Origin of the sequence: Nocardioides sp., from assembly GCF_030019515.1 — a bacterium.
Lineage (GTDB): Bacteria > Actinomycetota > Actinomycetes > Propionibacteriales > Nocardioidaceae > Nocardioides.
Genome location: NZ_JASEEQ010000001.1, coordinates 428879 through 448037 on the forward strand (window position 1 = coordinate 428879; position 19159 = coordinate 448037).

The window sequence follows — 19159 nt, forward strand, 5'->3', positions numbered from 1 at the left end:
TTGACGCCTGGGGGCCTGGGTACTGTTCGGCCATGGCATCTGGAGGATCCAAGGTCTGGACCGTGTTCTCGCTCGTGTCCGCGCTCGGCGCGGCCGCGCTCGCCAAGAAGGCGATCGACAAGTCGTGGACGATCGCGACCGGCAAGAAGCCCCCGGAGAACCCGGCCGACCCCGACGTGGACATCTGGGAGGCCGTCGGCTGGGCGGTCGCCAGCGGTACGGCGATCGGGCTGGCCCGGATGATCGCCCAGCGCCGGGCGGCGTCCTACTACGCCCGCTCCACCGGCCACCTGCCCCCGGACCTGCGCAAGGACAACCAGAACGCCTGACCCGCCTGACCCGCCTGACGCCGAGTCGGCGCATCATGCCCGCTCAGCACCGCCGAGTCGGCGCATCATGCCCGCCCAGCACCGCCGAGTCGGCGCATCATGCCCGCCCAGCACCGCCGAGTCGGCGCATCATGCCCGCTCAGCACCGCCGAGTCGGCGCATCTTGCCCGCTCAGGCGCAGTCGCGGCAGATCATCTTCTTGGCGTCGGCGAGCTGGCTGCGGTGGTGAACCAGGAAGCAGCTCATGCAGGTGAACTCGTCGTCCTGCTTGGGCTTGACCTCGACGGCGAGCTCCTCGTGGGAGAGGTCGGCCCCGGGCAGCTCGAAGGACTCGGCGGCCTCCGCCTCGTCCTCGTCGACCTTGCCGGAGTTCTTGTCGTGACGGCGCGCCTTGAGCTCTTCGATGCTCTCCTCGGACTGCTCGTCCTCGTTCTTGCGCGGTGCGTCGTAGTCAGTCGCCATCCGTCACTCACTCACTCCCCTGGAACCTGCTGCCCCACGTCTCGTCGGTCCTGCCTTCGCGGCACCGTGGCGCGGCAGATTGTGCACCATCAGACCCGTATCTCGCACACCGCGCCCACGTCGCGGATCAGGAACATCGGATGACGGGTGCCTATTCCCCCGGATCCCCTGCCCGTTCCGCGCGTCGCACGGCTCAATCGGCCGTGAAACCCGCTTCCTGAACGGCCGCGACGAACTCGTCGAACCCGTGTGTCGGAGCACACACGACCAGGTCGCTGCCACCGACGCCGGACAGGTGTCCGAGGCGGGCCCCGGCGAGCTCGGCGATCAGGCCGCCGGCGGCGTGGTCCCACAGGTTGACGCCCTCCTCGACGTACCCGTCCAGCGCGCCCTCGGCGAGGTGGCACAGGTCCAGCGCGCACGACCCGCACCGCCGGATGTCGCGGATCCGGGTGATCAGCCGGGCGACCGCGGCGGCCTGCAGCCCCCGGATCCGGGAGTCGTAGTTGAAGCCGGTGCCGACCAGCCGCAGGCGCAGCGGCGCCGGCCCGCGTACGGCGAGGGGCTCCCCGTCGCGGGTCGCCCGGGCCGGCGCACCGCCGTGCTCGGCCCGGTCGGCGCGGTGCCCGACGTACTCGGTGCGCCGCGCGACGTTCAGCACCACGCCGGCCACGACCTCGCCGTCGCGCTCCGCGGCGATGGACACGGCGTACTCCGGCAGGTCGTAGAGGAAGTTCACGGTGCCGTCGATCGGGTCGACGATCCAGCGGATCCCGCTGCTGCCGGCGACGTCGTCGCCCTCCTCGCCGAGGAAGGCGTCGGCGGGGCGCCGGGCGGCGACCAGCGTTCGGATCAGCGCCTCGCTGGCCCGATCCGCCTCGGTGACGGGGTCGACCTCGCTGGACTTCGTGGCCGCGACCGTCACGCCGGCCGCACGGCGACCGCGGACCAGCTCGGCCGCCTCCCGCGCCACCTCCAGCGCCAGGTCGGCGAGCTCCGCGTTGGACGGCCCCGCGTGGGCCGGCCCCACGTCGGAGGAGTCCGGGCTCACGAGTCGGCGCCCGCGAGCGCCGGCCGCTCCGCGCGCGGGTTGGGGCAGCAGCCGGACGGGCACTGGTCCCAGCACGCCGGCCAGCGGCCGACGACGGCGCGCACCACGTCCTCTCCGCGCTCCACCGCGGCCCGCTCGAGCAGCAGGTCCCGCACCGTCGCGACCAGGCGTGGGTCGATTCCCGCCGTCGCCGCGCGGGTCGCGGGCAGCCCGAGCCGCGCCGCGGTGCCCATCGCCTCGACGTCGAGGTCGTAGACGACCTCCATGTGGTCGGACACGAAGCCGATGGGGACCAGGACCACGGCCGGCGCGCCGTCCTGGTGCAGTTGCTCGAGGTGGTCGTTGACGTCCGGCTCGAGCCACGGGACGTGCGGGGCGCCGGAGCGCGAGCAGTAGACCAGCGCGTGGCGGTGCCGGTGACCGGTCTCCTGGCGGACCCGCTCGACGATCTCGTCGGCGACGCTGAGGTGCTGGTCGACGTACGCCCCACCCTCCGGCCCGCTGCCGGCGTTCATCGCCTCCGGCAGCGAGTGCGTCACGAACGCGAGGTGCGCGTCCTCGCGGACCTGCTCGGGGAGGTCGGCGAGCGCGGCGAGGGTGGCGTCGACCATCGGTTCGACGAAGCCCGGGTGGTTGAAGGGGTGCCGCAGCTTGTCGAGAACCGGAGCGTCCTCCAGGTCGGCGCCGAGCGCGGCGACGGCGTCGTAGAGGTTCTCGCGGTACTGCCGACAGCTCGAGTACGACGCGTACGCGCTGGTCACGAAGCAGGCGGCGCGGGTGACCCCGTCGGCCACCATCTCGCGGACCGTGTCGGCCAGGAACGGCTCCCAGTTGCGGTTGCCCCAGTAGACCGGGAGGTCCAGCCCCGCGCCGGCGAGGTCGTCCCGAAGCGCGGCCAGGAAGGCGCGGTTCTGGTCGTTGATCGGGGACCGCCCGCCGAAGTCGTAGTAGTGCTGCCCGACCTCCTCGAGCCGTTCGCGCGGGATGCCGCGGCCGCGGGTGACGTTCTCGAGGAACGGCACCACGTCCTCGGGGCGTTCGGGTCCGCCGAACGACACCAGCAGGACGGCGTCGTACGGGCTGGGGTCGAGGCTCATGCGAATCATCGTAGGGAGCCTCCGATAACGATTCGTGGGGGGCGGTCCCCCAGCCCTAGGCTCCAGGCGATGCTCACGTCCTACCGTCGGATCCTCGCGGAGCCCGGCGCACTCCGCTTCTCGATGGCCGGGCTGTTCGCGCGGCTGCCGATCTCGATGGTGGGTCTGGGCATCGTGCTGCTGGTCTCGGCGGTCACCGGGTCGTACGGCGTCGCCGGGGCCGTGTCGGCCGCGTACATGCTGGCCAACGCGAGCTTCGCGATCCTCCAGGGCCGGCTGCTCGACGCGCTCGGGCAGGGCCGGGTCCTCAGCATCGCCGCCGCCGGCTTCGGGGTGTCGATCTCGCTGCTGGTCTGGTCGGTGCAGGCGGGCTGGCCGATCGCGACGTCGTACGTCTTCGCGGCGATCGGCGGCGCCTGCCTGCCCCAGGTCGGCTCGTGCGTGCGTGCCCGGTGGTCCCACGTGCTCGAGCGGCCCGCCGACGTGCAGACCGCGTTCGCGCTCGAGGCCGTGCTCGACGAGGCGGTCTTCATCCTCGGGCCGATCGTGGTCACCGTGCTGGCGACCGCCTGGCACCCGGTGGCCGGCATCGCGGTCGGCGTGGTCGCCTGCGTCGTGGGCACGCTGGCGTTCACCGCTCAGCGTGCGACCGAGCCGCCGGCGCACCCGCGGTCCGAGACCGCCGGCCCGCGGCCGGCGCTGCCGCGGCGCACCGTGGTCGCGCTCGCCGTCGTCTGCGCGGCACTCGGGGTGCTGTTCGGCGCCGCCGAGGTGACCACCGTGGCGTTCGCCGAGGAGCTCGGCCACAAGCCGTGGTCGGGCGCCCTGCTGGCCCTGTGGGCACTCGGCAGCCTCACCTCCGGGGTGCTGACCGGTGCGATCAACTGGCGCCGCGGACCGACCGTGCGGGTGCGGTGGGGCGCGTTCGCGATGGCCTGCGCGATGGTGCCGCTGACGTTCGTAGGGTCGATCCCGCTGATGGGGTTGGCCCTGTTCGTCGCGGGCTTCGCGATCGCGCCGACGATGATCGCGACGATGTCGCTCACCGAGGCGTCGGTGCCGGCCGGGCGGCTCACCGAGGGCATGGCGATCATGCAGACCGGGCTGGTCGCCGGCGTCGCGCCCGGCGCCACCCTGAGCGGCCTGGTGGTCGATCACCAGGGCGCGTCCGCGGCGTACCTCGTCTCGGTCGCCGCGGGCCTGATCGCCGCCGCGGCGGCCCAGGCGCTGCCCCGGCAGCGCACTACGATCACGTCGTGACGGGGTGGAGGAACTGGGCGGGCATCGAGTCGGCGCAGCCGGCCCGGGTCGAGGACCCGGCTGACACTGCGGCGATCGTCGCGGCCGTCGAGCGGGCCCGGACCGAGCGGACCACGCTCAAGATGGTCGGCACCGGGCACAGCTTCACCGCGATCTCGGCGCCCGAGCACACGATGCTGCGGCCCACCCGTCTGGGCGGGATCCTCGCGGTCGACCGCGAGGCGATGACCGTGACGGCGCTGGCCGGCACCCGGCTCGCGGACCTCAACCACCAGCTCGAGGCGCTCGGGCTGAGCCTGCACAACATGGGCGACATCGCCGAGCAGACCCTCGCCGGGGCGGTCTCGACCGGCACCCACGGGACCGGCGGCGTCGCGGCGTCGCTCTCCGCGCAGGTCTGCGGGCTGACCCTGGTGACCGGCACCGGCGAGGTCGTCGAGGCCACCGAGACGGTCAACCCGGAGATCCTCTCGCTGGCCCGCGTCGGGCTCGGCGCGCTCGGCGTGCTGACCACGCTCACGTTCCGGGTCGAGCCGCTGTTCGTGCTCGAGGCGCACGAGACCCCGATGCGCTGGGACGAGGCGCTCGACGGGTTCGACCAGCGGGTCGCGGACCACCACCACGTCGACATGTACTGGTTCCCGCACACCGACCGGATGCTCACCAAGACCGACGACCGGCTCGACGCCGCTCCCGACGAGGTCGCACCGCTCTCGCGGCTGCGCTACTGGTGGGACGACGAGTTCCTCTCCAACCGGGTCTTCGGCGCCCTGAACCTGCTGACCAACCGGGTCCCGGCGCTCATCCCGTCCCTCAACCAGGCCACCAGCCGGCTGCTGTCCGCCCGCACCTACAGCGACGTCGCGCACCGAGTCTTCACCTCCCCGCGCGGCGTGGTCTTCCGCGAGATGGAGTACGCCGTGCCGCGGGCGGCCGGGCTGGACGCGCTGCGCGAGTGCCGCGCGGCGATCGACGCCTCGGGCCTGCGGATCACGTTCCCGGTGGAGATCCGGGTGGCCCCCGCCGACGACATCGCCCTGTCGACCTCCGCGGGGCGCGACTCCCTCTACCTGGCGTTCCACACGCACCGCGACGTCGACCACCACGCCTACTTCGCGCTGCTCGAGCCGATCCTGCGCGCCCACGACGGGCGGCCGCACTGGGGCAAGGTGCACACCCGGACGGCCGCGGACCTGGCCCCGGCGTACCCCGGCTTCGCCGACTTCCTCGCCCTGCGCGACCGCCTCGACCCGGACCGGGTCTTCGCCAACGCGTACCTGCGGCGGGTGTTGGGCGACTGAGCCTCCGCCCGACTCGGCGCCAGGTGCCCGGTTGCCGGGCAAGATGCGCCGACTCGACCCCCTTTGCCGGGCAAGACGCGCCGACTCGACGCCTTTTGCCGGGCAAGATGCGCCGACTCGACCCCTTTTGCCGGGCAAGACGCGCCGACTCGACCCCTTACACGCTGGCGGGGCCCATCGGGACCGGCGCCTGCCAGTGCCGCCAGAGCGCCAGCAGCCGCCACCCGATGCACAGGCCGGCGCCGGTGGCGACCACGACGCCGAGCGGCAGGTCGGCGTGGGTGCCGGCGACCACCACGACCGCCCCCGCCAGGGCCGGGGTGGCGTACAGCTCGCCGCGGAACACGGCGGGCACGCGCGAGGCGAGCAGGTCGCGGATCACCCCGCCGCCGATGCCGGTCACCAGCCCCATCAGGGCGGCGGGCGCCGGGCCCAGTCCGTAGTCGAGCGCCTTGAGCGCGCCGGTGACGCAGAACAGCCCGAGGCCGAACGCGTCGAGGACGTTCACGGCGCGCTCCACGCGGCCCAGCACGGGGTGGTAGAAGAACGCCAGCGCCCCCGCCACGACCGGCACCATCAGGTAGCGCCAGTCCTGGAGCGCGGCCGGCGGGGTCGCGTCGATGAGCACGTCGCGGAGGAAGCCGCCGCCGAGGCCGGTCATGCCGGCCAGGACCAGGACGCCGAAGACGTCGAGGCCCTTGCGGACCGCGACCAGCGCCCCGCTGATCGCGAACACGAAGATGCCGACCAGATCCAGCACGATCAGGGTGGTGGAGGGCTCGGGCGAAGACACCCTCCGAGGCTAGTCGTGACCACTCCTCCGGCCCGCGGGGCGCGCGGCGACGATCCCGCGGACGGGACCTCCGCTGGCGTAGGCTCGGCGCACCGAAGACGCACCCGACGCGATGGGACAAGGAGCTCGACCACCGATGGCGCACCTCACGCTCGCCGGAGTGAGCGACGACGGGTTGCAGCTGCGCCTGGTGGACGCCGAGGGCGTCGAGCACACCGTGGACGTCGACGACCGCCTCCGGGCCGCGCTGCGCGGGGACCGGACCCGCCGATGGGAGACCAAGATGGACAGTGCCCTCCGCCCTCGCGACATCCAGGCCCGGATCAGGTCCGGGGAGTCCCCCGAGGCGGTGGCGCAGGCGGCACAGACGTCGGTCGACAAGATCATGGCGTTCGCCGCACCCGTGCTCGCGGAGCGGCAGCACGTCGCCGAGCGCGCCCAGCGCTCGTCGGTACGTCGCACCGACGGCGGCCAGGCCGCAGCCGGTGCCCGCACCCTCGGTGACGCCGCGGCCAGCCACCTGCGGGCCGCGAACGTCGACCCGGCGACCGTCGAGTGGGACGCCTGGCGGCGCGAGGACGGGCGCTGGTCGCTGACCGCGTCGTACTCCTCCCCCGAGCGCAGCGGCACCGCGGAGCTGACCTTCGACGCCCCCGGCAACTACGTCACCCTCGACAACGAGGACGCCCGGTGGCTGGTCGGTGAGGCCGTCGCCGCGGCGGCGCCCGCACCGGACGACCTGCGGCACGCCCGCCAGCGCCGGCTCAGCGCGGTCGGCGACCTCGACCAGGAGCTGCCGCTCGGCGAGGACGCGATCGGGCTGGTCTCCGAGCAGCCGGTCGAGGCGTTCCTCGACGACGAGCCGCCGGCCGACCCCGAGGTCGCCGCCGAGCAGGCCGGGCTGCGCGAGGAGGCCGCCCAGGCGGCCGCGGAGGACGACCTGCACCGCGGTGAGCTCGAGGACGACCGGGACGACCGGCCGCGCGAGGAGCACCACCACGAGCCGCCGGTGCGCCGCCCGGTGAAGAAGACCCGGGGCCGCGCGTCGGTGCCGAGCTGGGACGAGATCATGTTCGGCCCGAGCGAGGGCGACGGCGCGTAGGCCCACCCAGGACCGCCCCGCCGCTCCCCTGTCCAGGGCCGCGACCCGCGGGTAGCCTCCCCGCATGTCGTACTTCGTGACGGGCGCCACAGGGTTCATCGGCCGGCACCTGGTCCGCGAGCTGCTGGACCACCGGGAGGGCGAGGTCCACGTCCTGGTCCGCGCCGGCTCGCTGCCACGGCTGGAGGCGCTGATCGCCCGCTGGGACACCGACCGGGTGATCCCGGTGGTCGGCGACCTGGCCGCGGACGCGCTCGGCGTCGACCCGGACTGGGTCGAGCAGCACCGCGCCGGCAGTGGCCGGGGCATCGACCACTTCTTCCACCTCGCCGCGATCTACGACATGACCGCCGACGACGAGGCCAACGAGACGATGAACGTCGGCGGCACCCGCAACGCGCTGGCGCTCGCCGAGGCGCTGGACGCCGGCTGCTTCCACCACGTGTCGTCGGTCGCCGCGGCCGGGGAGTACCGGGGCCGCTTCGACGAGACGATGTTCGACGAGGGGCAGCACCTGCCCTCGCCGTACCACCGCACCAAGTTCGAGTCCGAGCGGATCGTGCGCGAGGAGGCGACGGTCCCCTGGCGGGTCTACCGGCCCGCGATCGTGGTCGGCGCCTCCGAGACCGGCGAGATGGACAAGGTCGACGGCCCCTACTACTTCTTCGGCGCGATGAAGGCGATGCGCGACCGGCTGCCGTCCTGGCTGCCGCTGGTCGGGATCGACCTCGGCGACACCAACCTGGTGCCGGTCGACTACGTCGCGGCCGCGATGGACCACCTCGCCCACGTGCCCGACCGGGACGGCGAGGCCTTCCACCTGGTCAACCCCGAGCCGCAGCCGGTGGTCGACATGGTCAACGCGTTCTGCGCGGCGGCCGGCGCGCCCCGGTTCGCGACGCCGCTGGACCGTGGGCTGACCCGTCGCCTGCCGCAGGCGCTGACGCCCGCCGGCCTGCTCAACGCCGTGGTCAGGAACGGGGCGGTGCTGGCGGCGCTCGACCTGGTGACCAGCCGCGTCGGCGTGCCCGCCGAGGTGCTCGCGCACACCTCGTTCACCGCGGCCTTCGACTCGCGGCGCACCGAGCAGGCGCTGGCCGGGTCGGGCATCGGCGTGCCCGACCTGGAGTCCTACGCCCGCACCCTGTGGACCTACTGGGAGGAGCACCTCGACGAGTCGACGGGCCGCGACCCGCGGGTGCGCGAGCGGCTCCAGGGCAAGTACGTCGTGGTGACCGGCGCCTCCTCCGGGATCGGCAAGGTGACCGCGATCAAGGTCGCCCAGGCCGGCGGCACCCCGATCCTGGTCGCCCGCGGCAAGGAGAAGCTGGACGAGCTGCGCGACCTGATCGAGTCCCGCGGCGGCACCGCCGTCGTGCAGCCCTGCGACCTCTCCGACCTCGAGGCCATCGACGCGCTCTGCGAGACGCTGACGGCCGAGCTGCCCTCGATCGACTTCGTCGTGAACAACGCGGGCCGCTCGATCCGGCGCTCGCTGCGGCTCTCGCAGGACCGCTTCCACGACTTCGAGCGCACCATGCAGCTCAACTACTTCGGGGCGGTGCGCCTGGTGATGGGGCTGATCCCCGCGATGCGCGCCAACCACGGCGGGCACGTCGTGAACATCTCCTCGATCGGGGTGCAGACCAACCCGCCGCGGTTCTCGGCGTACGTCGCCTCCAAGGCCGCGCTCGACTCCTGGAGCAACGTGGTCTCCTCGGAGCTGGTCGGCGACGGCATCACGTTCACCAGCATCCACATGCCCCTGGTACGGACGCCGATGATCGCCCCGACCAAGCTCTACGACAAGTTCCCCACGATCTCACCGGCACAGGCCGCGGACCTGGTGATCGAGGCGATGGTCGAGCGCCCCCACGAGATCAACACGATGCTCGGCAACGCGGGCGCCGTGGCGCACACGCTCACGCCGAAGCTCGCGTTCCGGGTGCTCAACCTGGCCTACCAGGTGTTCCCGGACTCGGCCGCCGCAAAGGGCAGGGCACCGGGCGAGGGCGGCACCCGCGAGTCGGAGCAGATCATGCTCGCGAAGGTGTTCAAGGGCGTGCACTGGTAGTCCCCCACGGGGAGTGCCGTGGGGGTCGTGCGGGTCACGCGATCGGCCGGGCCGGATCGGTGATCCACCCCGACCAGCTGCCCGGGTACAGCGCCGCCCGGACGCCGGCGACCTCGAGCGCGAGCACGTCGTGGGCGGCGGTGACGCCGGAGCCGCAGTACGCCGCGACCTCCTCCTCACCCGTGACGCCCGCCGCGGCGTACAGCGCCCGGAGCTCCTCGGGCGGGCGGAACCGGCCGTCCGCGCGCAGGTTGGTCGTCGTCGGCACGTTGACCGCGCCCGGAATGTGCCCGGCGACCGGGTCGACCGGCTCGGTCTCGCCGCGGTAGCGCTCGGGCGCCCGCGCGTCGACCAGCACCGGCACGTCCAGCACGCCGTCGGCCTCGACCACCGGCATCGATCCGGGCCGGGCGGTGAAGTCGCCGGGCTCGGGCGCGACCGTGACCGCCTGCACCGCTCCCCCGCTCGCCACCCACGCCGGCCAGGCCCCGTCGAGCACCCGGACGTCCTGGTGCCCGTGGAAGCGCAGCAGCCACCAGGCCCGCGCCGCCGCGAGCCCGGACCAGTCGTCGTAGACGACCACGGGCCGTGCGTCGTGGACACCCACCCGGCGCATCGCCGCCTCGAAGTCCTCCGTGCGCGGCAGCGGGTGCCGGCCGCCCGCGCCCGGCGGCGCGGCCAGGTCGGCGTCGAGGTCGACGTACGCCGCTCCGGGCACGTGTCCCGCCCCGAACTCGACCGGCCCGCCGGGCCCGCCCATCCGGTAGCGGACGTCCAGCACGGTGACCGAGTCGAGCACGGCGGAGAGCTCGGCGGCGGAGATCAGCGGGGAGGACATGAGCCCATCCTGACGGAGCCGGGTGACGTGACAGGATTCGCCCGTGGCTGAACTGCACTTCTTCACCGGCACCATGGACTCCGGCAAGAGCACGCTGGCGCTCCAGACCAACCACAACCACGCCGCGCGCGGGCGGGTGGGCCGGCTGTTCACCACCCTCGACCGCGCCGGCGAGGCGACGCTGTCCAGCCGGCTCGGCCTGACCCACGACGCGATCGAGGTCGACCGGGACTTCGAGTTCTGGCGCTACGTCGTCAGCTCGCTCACCCAGGGTGGCCGGATCGACTACCTGATCTGCGACGAGGCCCAGTTCTACACCCGCGACCAGATCGACCAGCTCGCGAAGGTCGTCGACGAGCTGCAGATCGACGTGTTCGCGTTCGGCATCCTCACCGACTTCCGCACCGAGCTGTTCGAGGGCAGCGCCCGGCTGGTCGAGCTGGCCGACCGGATGAACGTGCTCCAGGTCGAGGCGCTGTGCTGGTGCGGCAAGCGCGCCACCCACAATGCCCGCACGGAGAACGGCATGATGGTCGTCGAGGGCGAGGTGATCGTGGTCGGCGACGTCGACGCGATCGACGAGCCGCCGGCCGATGTCGCCTATGAAGTGCTCTGCCGCCAGCACCACCGGCGCCGCCTCACCGCGGCCCGCGCCAAGGCGGTCTCCCTGGCCCCGGAGCCGCTGCCGTTCGGGTAGCGGCGGGCGTTCCGGCTCGCGGTGACCGCGAGGGGGTCAGCCGGCGATCACGTCGCCGAGCCGCCCACGCTCCGCGAGGTCGTCGGCGAGGAACTCGCGCAGCAGGTCGACCGCCTGCACGATCTTGGTGCTGCGCAGGCGGTAGTAGACGGTGGTCCCGTCGCGCCGGGTCGTCACCAAGCCGCGGTCGCGCAGGACGGCCAGGTGCTGGCTCGCGTTCGACTGGCTGATCCCGAGGGCCTCGGACAGGTCCCCGACCGACAGCTCCCGGTCGCGCAGCTCGTTGATGATCAGCAGCCGCTTCGGGTCGGCTATCGCCTTGCACACGCGGGCGTGCAACTCGTGCAGCTCGGCTGCGACGTCTCGGTCCACGTGTGCTCCCTCCGCCTCAGCTCCTGCGCTGGTCGATGGGTCAGTCTAGTGCCGCCCAGCCGCGCGAGGCGGCCGCGCCCACCACCACGCCCGCAGCGACCAACGACAGCAGCACCGAGCCGAACGCGGTCCACCGGACCATGCCAGGAAGGTGCGTTCGTCGGCCAGGGTGAACCGGTCGTCCGGAGCGTCCGCGACCTCGCTCGGCGGACCGCGATCGGCCCGACCGGACGACCCGGTCCCGGAGCTCATCAGGCCAGAGACGTCGATGCCGCGCACTGGTTGCGGCCGACGTCGAGGATCTCGATCTCGTCCTCGGGCGGTGTGAGCTGGCCCGAGTTGACCCGCCGGATGGTGTCGTAGGAGTCCGGCGCCGCTGGCAACGAGGTGACGATCTCCTCGACGAACCGCTCCATGGCCCGCTCGTTGAGCAGGGTGGCGGTGAACACATCCGCGAGCGTCGTCACGACCAGACCGTCGGCATTCACCTCCTCCGCCGTCGACCAGTGCGCCGGAGCGATCAGCGTCTGTGCCGGCAGCGGCCGCAGGCGCTCGTGAACGCTGCGGAAGAGGTCCCGCGCGAGCTCGTCGGCCTGGCCCGTCAGGTCGGGGCGGCCGAGCCCGCGGACGAAGACGGTGTCGCCGACGAGCAGGACGCTGTCACTGACGAGCAGCGCGATCGTCCCGGGGGTGTGCCCGGGCAGGTGCATGCTCAGCACTCGCACCTGGGCCTCCCCGAGGTCGAGGACGTCGCCGTCCTTCAGCGGCCGGTTGGGGAACGGCACCAGCCCGCCGGCGTCCTCGGGCGGCAGGTGGTACTCCACCCCGAGATCGGCTGCCAGCTGTGGGCCTCCGCTGACGTGATCGGCGTGCACGTGGGTGTCGACCACGTGCGTCACGCTCATCTCGTGCTCGGCCGCGAGGTCGAGGTACGGCTGCGGCTGACGCGTCGGGTCCACGACGATGCAGTGCTGGCCGGGCACGCCGACGACGTAGGACAAGCAGGCCTTGGCCGGTCGCAGGAACTGCCAGACCCGCACCGGGCCGGGCAGACCGGTGACCTCGACCGGCACCAGCAGCCGGTTCCACGCGTCCGTGCCGCCCTCGAGGGACCGAGCACGTCGCCCGAGGTCCTCGAACTCCTCGGCCACGAGCTGCGAGCCGTTGCCCTGCCCGCAGATCACGACCGCGTCGTCGCACGTGCGACCTGCCTCCGTGCCCAGGTCCTCGAAGACCCGGTAGACGGGGACGTTCCGGGTCGTGACCGGTCGGTGCGCCTCGACCCTGCTGGCCTCGAACTCGTCGATGTTCCGTACGTCGAGGATCTCGCTCACGTGCCCCGCGTTGATCGCGTGGAACAGCTCGAGCGGGGTGATGGTGTCGGCCATGGCGCTCCTCCGAAACTGGTTTCAATCAGCCTTGTTATATGCGCAATCATGAATGTAGTGTCCTGCATCACACCGCGCAATGGCCGGCCGAGATCCAACCCACGCAGGTGAAAGGACGCCGTCGATGAGCGAGGAAACACCCGAGAGCATGACGATCGTCGCCTGGAGCGGCGACCTGGACCGGATGTGGCCGACCCTCATCCTGGCTTCCACCGGGGCGGCGTACGGCATGCGAACGACGATCTTCTTCACGTTCTGGGGCCTGTTCCCCCTGGTGCGCGACGACGTCCGGATCACCGGGAAGAACGCGATGACCAAGGCGCTGGCCGGGATGAACCGGCCCGGGATCGGCCACATGCGGCTCTCCAAGCTCCAGATGGCCGGCGCCGGCGCCTGGATGATGAAGAAGCTCGCCCGCGACGACAAGGTCGCCAGCCCCCAGGAGCTCCTCGACATGTGCCGTGAGCTCGACGTGAACCTGTGGCCGTGCGAGATGACCATGGAGATGTTGGGGCTGCGTCAGGACCAGCTCGTCGAGGGCGTCGGCACCCCGGTGGGGGCAGCGACGGCGCTGTCGGAGATGAGCAAGTCACAGGTCAACCTCTTCATCTGACAAGGAGCGTCCCCATGCCGCACCAGATCACCCTCACCATCGACGCCAAGGGCAAGAAGTGCCCGATGCCGGTCCTCCTCACGTCGAAGGGGATCAAGCAGATCGCCTCCGGCGAGATCATGCTCGTCGAGGCCACCGACGGCGGCTCAAGGAGCGACATCCCCGCGTGGGCCAGGGACACCGGCCACGAGCTGCTCGAGACCGACGCCGAGGACGGCGTGTACCGCTACTACATCCAGAAGGCGTGAGGCGGGGGTGCAGTACGGCTTCGCGATCGACCAGCGCACCTGCATCGGCTGCCACGCCTGCACCGTCGCCTGCAAGACCGAGCACGAGGTTCCGCTCGGCCAGTTCCGCACCTGGGTCAAGTACGTCGACAGCGGCACGTTCCCCGACACCACCCGCTCGTTCGGGGTGATGCGCTGCAACCACTGCACCGACGCGCCGTGCGTGAAGATCTGCCCCACCGGGGCCCTGTTCAAGCGCGAGGACGGCATCGTCGACTTCGACAACGAACGCTGCATCGGCTGCAAGTCCTGCATGCAGGCCTGCCCGTACGACGCGATCTACATCGACGCCGACACGCATACCGCCGCCAAGTGCAACATGTGCGCGCACCGCGTCGACGAGGGCCTCGAGCCCGCTTGCGTCGTCGTCTGCCCGACGCACTCGATCTGGGTCGGCGACCTGGACGACCCATCGAGCGGCATCGCGAGGCTCGTCGCCACCCAGGAGACGGCGGTGCGCTCACCGGAGCAGAACACCGGCCCCAACGTCTTCTACCTCGGCGCCGACCGAGCCGTCCTGGACCCGCTCGCGGCGCCGGTGGACGACACCTACCTGTGGGCCAAGCCCGACCGGCAGCGCCTGGAGATCCAGGGCGACCTGCCCCGCGACCACGTGACCGGCGCCCGCACCACGCTCAACACGGCGCATCCGCGACCGTGGGGGTGGAAGGTCGTCACCTACCTGTGGACCAAGGGGGTGGGTGCGGGCGCGCTGGCGCTCGTGCTGCTGGCTCACCTGCTGGGCGTCGAGACCGGTACCCTCGGCGACTCGGTCGCCCCCGCTCTGGGCCTGTTCGGCGCGGCCACGACCGGCGGCCTGCTGGTCTGGGACCTCAAGCGTCCCGAACGCTTCCTCTTCATCTTCCTCAAGTCGAACTGGACGTCCTGGCTGGTGCTGGGTGCCTACGTGCTGACGGCGTTCGCCGGCGGCGCGATCCTCTGGGCCCTGGCATCCCATCTCGACGTGGGGTGGGCCCTGACGGTCCTCGCGTGGCTGGGGATCCCCGTGAGCGCCCTGATGGCGGGCTACACGGCGTTCCTGTTCGGTCAGGCGGAGGGCCGCGACCTGTGGCAGTCCCCCCTGCTGTTCTGGCACCTGGTGGTCCAGGCCGTGCTGGTCGGCAGCGGCGCCCTCGCCATCGCCGCGCTGGTCCTCGACGTCTCCGAGGCCGCCGAGGACCTCCTCGCCATGGCCTTCGTGCTCTCGGCGACCGTGCACCTGCTGATGCTCGCCCTCGAGTACGCCGGCAGGCATGCCAGCCGCCAGGCGGCCGTCGCGGCCCACATCGTCGCCCGGGGCCGGTACGCATCCCTGTTCTGGCTCGGCGCAGTCGCGCCCACCGGGGCGGCGCTCGTCCTCGGCGCGTTGGCGGCGGGCGGCCTGGGCACGGTGCCGCTCGCGATCGCGGGCCTGCTGGTCCAGCCGGCGCTGATCGCCTACGAGAGCGCCTTCGTGCGCGCCGGCCAGGATCCGCCCCTCTCATGATCCTTCGAATGGAGCGTCCGTGAACCCCGAAGTGAACCTGCCCGGCGCGCGCCGCCACGAGCAGCTGCGCAACTACCCGCCGGTCGAGGACTGGGACCACCACGTCGAGTACGACGCCAAGGCCCATCCGCGCAAGGTGCCCCACACCTACTCCCTGATCCCCACGATCTGCTTCAACTGCGAGTCGTCGTGCGGGCTGCTGGCCTACGTCGACCACGAGGACCTCTCGATCAAGAAGTTCGAGGGCAACCCGGCCCACCCGGGATCGCGCGGCCGCAACTGCGCCAAGGGTCCGGCCACGATCAACCAGGTCCACGATCCGGAGCGGATCCTGCATCCTCTCCGGCGGGTCGGGCCGCGCGGCTCGGGCGAGTTCGAGCGCGTGTCGTGGGAGGAGGCGCTCGCCGACATCGCCGGCCGGATCCGCGCGGCGATCGTCGAGGGCCGCAGGGACGAGGTGATGTACCACGTCGGCCGCCCGGGTGAGGACGGGTTCGTCGAGCGGGTGCTCCAGGCCTGGGGCGTCGACGGCCACAACAGCCACACGAACGTCTGTTCCTCGGGGGGACGGTCCGGCTACACCCACTGGATGGGTTACGACCGGCCGTCGCCGGACTACGCCAACGCGAAGACGATCCTCCTGCTCTCCTCGCACCTCGAGACCGGGCACTACTTCAATCCGCACGCCCAGCGGATCATGGAGGCCAAGCAGAACGGCGCGAAGATCGCCGTCCTCGACCTGCGGCTCTCCAACACCGCCTCCCACGCCGACCTGTGGATCGCGCCGTGGCCGGGCAGCGAGGCGGCGATCTTCCTCGCCGTCGCCGCACACCTCCTCCGCACCGGCCGGGTCGCCCGCGACTTCCTGCGGCGATGGGTCAACTGGGACGTCTACCTCGAGAGGCTGCACCCCGATGCGCCCCGCGAGTTCGAGGTGTTCCTCGATCGGCTCACCGAGGACTACGCGCACTACACCTTCGAGTTCGCCGCCTCCGAGGCGCACGTCCCGATCGCGCAGGTCGAGCGGCTGGCCGAGATGGTGGCGGACGCCGGCACCCGGCTCGCGACCCACACCTGGCGCTCCGCGGCCGCGGGCAACCTCGGCGGCTGGCAGATCGCCCGCAGCCTCTTCTTCCTCAACGTGCTCACCGGCAGTGTCGGCACCGAGGGCGGCACGCACCCCAACGGCTGGGACAAGTTCATCCCACACTTCCCCGACATGCCCGAGGCCAACGACACCTGGAGCGAGCTGCTCTGGCCACGCGAGTACCCCCTCACCACCAACGAGATGTCGATCCTGCTCCCCCACCTGCTCGAGGACGGGCGCGGGCACCTCGAGGTCTACTTCAGCCGGGTCTACAACCCGATCTGGGTCAACCCTGACGGGTTCACCTGGCTCGACATGCTCAAGGACGAGTCGAAGATGGGCCTGCACGTCGCCCTCACCCCGACCTGGAGCGAGTCCGCGGCGTTCGCCGACTACGTGCTGCCGATGGGACATGCCTCCGAGCGCCACGACACGATGTCCTTCGAGACCCACACCTCCAAATGGCTGGCGTTCCGGCAGCCGGTCACCCGGGTCGCCATGGAGCAGCGCGGCATCCCCTACCGCGACACCCGGGACACGAACCCCGGTGAGGTGTGGGAGGAGAACGAGTTCTGGTTCGAGCTGTCCTGGCAGATCGACCCCGACGGCTCGCTGGGCATCCGCAGGTACTTCGAGTCCGCGCAGCGCCCCGGCGAGCGAATGACCCAGGACGAGTACTACGAGACCCTGTTCACCCACAGCGTGCCCGGCCTGCCACGAGCGGCGGAGGCCCAGGGCCTCACTCCGTTGCAGTACATGCGCAAGTACGGCGTGTTCGAGGTCTCCCGGGACATCTACCGCCTCGACGAGCGACCCCTCACCGACGCGGAGCTGGCGGGGGCGACACCCGACCGGAACGGCGTGCTGCGCAAGCCGGTCGACCTCGAGACCCAACCCCCTCTGGTGGGCGAGGCCGGCGCGGTGGGCGTCCTGCACGACGACGGCACGACGACCGCAGGTTGGCTCTCGCCGTCGCGCAAGCTGGAGCTCTTCTCGACCACGCTCGCCGACTGGGGCTGGCCGGAGCATGCGACACCGGGGTACATCGAGTCGCACGTGTCGGCCCGCAGGATCGACCGGACCGACGCCGAGTTCGTGCTGATGCCCAACTTCCGGTTGCCCGTCCTGGTCCACACCCGGTCGGGCAACGCCAAGTACCTCAACGAGATCGCCAACACCCACCCCCTGTGGTTCAACCGGCAGGACGCAGTGAGCTTGGGGCTGCACACCGGCGACCTGGTCCGGGTGACCACCGAGATCGGCCACTTCGTGGTCCGGATCTGGGCGACCGAGGCGATCCGCCCCGGCGTCGTGGGACTGTCCCACCACATGGGCCGCTGGCAGCAGGACGGGCACCCCGGCAGCCGTTGGGTGATGGGGAAGGTCAACCTCGACCGTGACGAGGGCGGCATCTGGCGACTGCGCTACCTCGAGGGCGTCAAACCGTTCCCGAGCGAGGACCCCGACTCGGAGCGGATCTACTGGGACGACCCGGGCGTCCACCAGAACCTGGCGTTCCCCGTGCAGCCCGACCCGGTGTCCGGCATGCATTGCTGGCACCAGAAGGTCCGCATCGAGAGGGCCCGCCCCGACGACCAGTACGGCGACGTCGAGGTCGACGTCAACAAGTCGCGCGAGGTCTACCGACGGTGGCTGGCGATGGCGCGGCCGGGCCCGGGCCCGGGTGGGCTGCGCCGCCCGGAGTTCCTGATGCGTCACGTCACACCGAAGAGGTCCGCGTACCTTGCGACGGGCCAGGCGACGGGCCGGGCCGCAAGGAGTGGCGGCCGGTGAGGCTACGGTCCGGCGACCGCTCGACGGTCGACATGGCGGCGGTGCGCGTCGCTCTGGCGGCTGTCGAGGACCCCGAGCTGCACCTGCCGCTCGCCGATGCCGGCATGCTCGGCGAGGTCGAGGCGGCCCGGGACGGCACCGTGCGGGTCACGGTCCGGCTCACGACGCCGGCCTGTCCGCTCAAGGAGACCCTGGTCCGCGACGTCACCGCGGCGGTCGGCGCCGTCGCCGGGGTCCGGCGGGTGGAGGTGAGGTTCGCAGCCATGAGCGAGGGCGACCGGATGGCGCTCGCGGCCCGCCTGCGCGGCGGGCGCGAGACCGATCACCCCTTCGGCCCCCGTTCGAGTACCCAGGTGTACGCCGTGGCCAGCGGCAAGGGCGGGGTCGGGAAGTCCACGGTGACCGCGAACCTCGCGGTGGCGCTCGCGGCAGCGGGAAAGCGGGTCGGTGTTCTCGACGCCGACGTGTGGGGCTACTCCATGCCGCACCTGTTCGGCGTACGGCGCGCGCCGGTGGCCCTGAAGGGACTGATGCTCCCGGTCGAGGCGCACGGCGTCGCGCTGATGTCGGTCGGCTTCTTCGTCGACGACGAGGAGCCGGTCGTGTGGCGCGGGCCCATGCTGCACAAGGCGATCGAGCAGTTCCTCGGCGACGTGCACTGGGGCGAGCCCGACGTCCTGCTCATCGACCTGCCGCCCGGGACCGGAGACGTCACGATCTCCCTGCTCGAGCTGGTCCCGGACGCCCAGCTGGTCGCCGTCACCACCCCGCAGCCGGCCGCGCGGACGGTGGCGGAGCGCGTCGGCCGGATGGCTCTCGACGCGCGGATGCCCATCGCCGGCGTCGTCGAGAACATGTCCACCCTCGTGTGCGGCTCGTGCCACGCGAGCACGCCGCTGTTCGGGTCCGGCGGGGGCCAGCAGCTCGCGGACACGGTCGGGGCGCCCCTCCTCGGTCAGGTGCCGCTCGACGTGGCCGTCCGCGAGGGTGGCGACGCCGGGACTCCGGTCGTCCTGGCGGCTCCCGGCTCGCCCGCGGCCCGGGAGCTGAGCCGGATGGCCGCCGGCCTGCCCGTCGTCCGGCGAAGCCTCGTCGGACGTCCGCTGCCGCTCAGCGTCGTCTGAGCAG

General features: G+C 72.1%; 18 protein-coding genes. 11 read left to right on the top strand and 7 right to left on the bottom strand.

The genetic code is table 11. The annotated features are described in order from the left end of the window. Positions 1-32: 32 nt before the first annotated feature. Positions 33-329: a DUF4235 domain-containing protein gene (locus QMC84_RS02065; protein WP_300371266.1), complete on the top strand. Its 297-nt coding sequence runs from the start codon at positions 33-35 to the stop codon at positions 327-329. Positions 330-500: 171 nt separating this feature from the next. Here the strand turns inward: QMC84_RS02065 and QMC84_RS02070 are convergent, their stop codons facing one another. The 3 genes from QMC84_RS02070 to QMC84_RS02080 form a co-directional block, all read right to left on the bottom strand. Beyond that, the gene (locus QMC84_RS02070; protein WP_300371267.1) at positions 501-791 is read right to left on the bottom strand and encodes a DUF4193 domain-containing protein; all 291 of its coding nucleotides are present in this window, start codon (positions 789-791) and stop codon (positions 501-503) included. A 193-nt stretch (positions 792-984) separates the two neighbouring features. Next, complete coding sequence (locus QMC84_RS02075; protein WP_300371269.1) at positions 985-1842, bottom strand: inositol monophosphatase family protein; 858 nt, start codon at positions 1840-1842, stop codon at positions 985-987. Then, positions 1839-2939 carry a ferrochelatase gene (locus tag QMC84_RS02080; RefSeq protein ID WP_300371271.1) on the bottom strand — a complete coding sequence of 367 codons (1101 nt, stop codon included), beginning with the start codon at positions 2937-2939 and terminating at the stop codon, positions 1839-1841. The genes QMC84_RS02075 and QMC84_RS02080 overlap by 4 nt, the downstream gene beginning before the upstream one ends. 69 nt (positions 2940-3008) lie before the next feature. Between QMC84_RS02080 and QMC84_RS02085 the strand changes: the two genes are divergently transcribed. Both QMC84_RS02085 and QMC84_RS02090 read left to right on the top strand, forming a co-directional pair. Next, entirely contained in the window at positions 3009-4199 is a 1191-nt protein-coding gene (locus QMC84_RS02085; protein WP_300371273.1) for an MFS transporter, read from the top strand. Further along, a complete protein-coding gene (locus tag QMC84_RS02090) occupies positions 4196-5500 on the top strand; it encodes a D-arabinono-1,4-lactone oxidase (protein ID WP_300371275.1) in 1305 nt (434 codons plus the stop codon). The genes QMC84_RS02085 and QMC84_RS02090 overlap by 4 nt, the downstream gene beginning before the upstream one ends. 157 nt (positions 5501-5657) lie before the next feature. On the opposite strand, the gene QMC84_RS02095 is transcribed toward QMC84_RS02090, so the two are convergent. Further along, positions 5658-6293 carry a trimeric intracellular cation channel family protein gene (locus QMC84_RS02095; RefSeq protein ID WP_300371277.1) on the bottom strand — a complete coding sequence of 212 codons (636 nt, stop codon included), beginning with the start codon at positions 6291-6293 and terminating at the stop codon, positions 5658-5660. A 136-nt stretch (positions 6294-6429) separates the two neighbouring features. Here QMC84_RS02095 and sepH point away from each other — a divergent pair, with 136 nt between their 5' ends. Continuing rightward, on the top strand, positions 6430-7395 hold the full coding sequence (gene sepH / locus QMC84_RS02100) for a septation protein SepH (protein ID WP_300371279.1): 966 nt from the start codon (positions 6430-6432) through the stop codon (positions 7393-7395). A 64-nt stretch (positions 7396-7459) separates the two neighbouring features. Continuing rightward, a complete protein-coding gene (locus tag QMC84_RS02105; RefSeq protein ID WP_300371281.1) occupies positions 7460-9469 on the top strand; it encodes an SDR family oxidoreductase in 2010 nt (669 codons plus the stop codon). A gap of 34 nt (positions 9470-9503) precedes the next feature. Here QMC84_RS02105 and QMC84_RS02110 read toward each other — a convergent pair whose 3' ends face one another. Further along, positions 9504-10307, bottom strand: a complete 804-nt coding sequence (locus tag QMC84_RS02110; protein ID WP_300371283.1) for a sulfurtransferase — start codon at positions 10305-10307, stop codon at positions 9504-9506. A gap of 43 nt (positions 10308-10350) precedes the next feature. Here QMC84_RS02110 and QMC84_RS02115 point away from each other — a divergent pair, with 43 nt between their 5' ends. Next, complete coding sequence (locus QMC84_RS02115) at positions 10351-11004, top strand: thymidine kinase (RefSeq protein WP_300371285.1); 654 nt, start codon at positions 10351-10353, stop codon at positions 11002-11004. A 36-nt stretch (positions 11005-11040) separates the two neighbouring features. Here QMC84_RS02115 and QMC84_RS02120 read toward each other — a convergent pair whose 3' ends face one another. Both QMC84_RS02120 and QMC84_RS02125 read right to left on the bottom strand, forming a co-directional pair. After that, positions 11041-11376, bottom strand: coding sequence for a metalloregulator ArsR/SmtB family transcription factor (locus QMC84_RS02120; protein WP_300371288.1), 336 nt, complete (start codon positions 11374-11376; stop codon positions 11041-11043). A gap of 251 nt (positions 11377-11627) precedes the next feature. Next, positions 11628-12764 (bottom strand): MBL fold metallo-hydrolase, encoded by a 1137-nt coding sequence (locus QMC84_RS02125; protein ID WP_300371290.1) that lies wholly within the window; start codon positions 12762-12764, stop codon positions 11628-11630. Between the two features lie 124 nt (positions 12765-12888). Here QMC84_RS02125 and QMC84_RS02130 point away from each other — a divergent pair, with 124 nt between their 5' ends. The 5 genes from QMC84_RS02130 to QMC84_RS02150 are packed head-to-tail and all read left to right on the top strand — an operon-like array spanning position 12889 to position 19155. After that, complete coding sequence (locus tag QMC84_RS02130) at positions 12889-13377, top strand: DsrE/DsrF/DrsH-like family protein (protein WP_300371292.1); 489 nt, start codon at positions 12889-12891, stop codon at positions 13375-13377. A 14-nt stretch (positions 13378-13391) separates the two neighbouring features. Then, positions 13392-13625: a sulfurtransferase TusA family protein gene (locus tag QMC84_RS02135; protein WP_300371294.1), complete on the top strand. Its 234-nt coding sequence runs from the start codon at positions 13392-13394 to the stop codon at positions 13623-13625. A 7-nt stretch (positions 13626-13632) separates the two neighbouring features. Next, a complete protein-coding gene (locus tag QMC84_RS02140; protein ID WP_300371296.1) occupies positions 13633-15150 on the top strand; it encodes a 4Fe-4S dicluster domain-containing protein in 1518 nt (505 codons plus the stop codon). 19 nt (positions 15151-15169) lie between these two features. Continuing rightward, positions 15170-18031 (top strand): molybdopterin-dependent oxidoreductase, encoded by a 2862-nt coding sequence (locus QMC84_RS02145; RefSeq protein ID WP_300371298.1) that lies wholly within the window; start codon positions 15170-15172, stop codon positions 18029-18031. Further along, positions 18028-19155 (top strand): Mrp/NBP35 family ATP-binding protein, encoded by a 1128-nt coding sequence (locus tag QMC84_RS02150; RefSeq protein WP_300371300.1) that lies wholly within the window; start codon positions 18028-18030, stop codon positions 19153-19155. Before QMC84_RS02145 ends, QMC84_RS02150 begins: the two co-directional genes overlap by 4 nt. Positions 19156-19159: the final 4 nt, after the last annotated feature.

Excerpts from the sequence above, each read along its gene's own strand:
- QMC84_RS02125 (WP_300371290.1), bottom strand. The coding sequence starts at position 12,764 with ATGGCCGACACCATCACCCCGCTCGAGCTGTTCCACGCGATCAACGCG.
- QMC84_RS02080 (WP_300371271.1), bottom strand. The coding sequence starts at position 2,939 with ATGAGCCTCGACCCCAGCCCGTACGACGCCGTCCTGCTGGTGTCGTTC.
- QMC84_RS02105 (WP_300371281.1), top strand. The coding sequence starts at position 7,460 with ATGTCGTACTTCGTGACGGGCGCCACAGGGTTCATCGGCCGGCACCTG.
- QMC84_RS02065 (WP_300371266.1), top strand. The coding sequence starts at position 33 with ATGGCATCTGGAGGATCCAAGGTCTGGACCGTGTTCTCGCTCGTGTCC.
- QMC84_RS02130 (WP_300371292.1), top strand. The coding sequence starts at position 12,889 with ATGAGCGAGGAAACACCCGAGAGCATGACGATCGTCGCCTGGAGCGGC.
- QMC84_RS02110 (WP_300371283.1), bottom strand. The coding sequence starts at position 10,307 with ATGTCCTCCCCGCTGATCTCCGCCGCCGAGCTCTCCGCCGTGCTCGAC.
- QMC84_RS02085 (WP_300371273.1), top strand. The coding sequence starts at position 3,009 with ATGCTCACGTCCTACCGTCGGATCCTCGCGGAGCCCGGCGCACTCCGC.
- sepH (WP_300371279.1), top strand. The coding sequence starts at position 6,430 with ATGGCGCACCTCACGCTCGCCGGAGTGAGCGACGACGGGTTGCAGCTG.
- QMC84_RS02135 (WP_300371294.1), top strand. The coding sequence starts at position 13,392 with ATGCCGCACCAGATCACCCTCACCATCGACGCCAAGGGCAAGAAGTGC.
- QMC84_RS02070 (WP_300371267.1), bottom strand. The coding sequence starts at position 791 with ATGGCGACTGACTACGACGCACCGCGCAAGAACGAGGACGAGCAGTCC.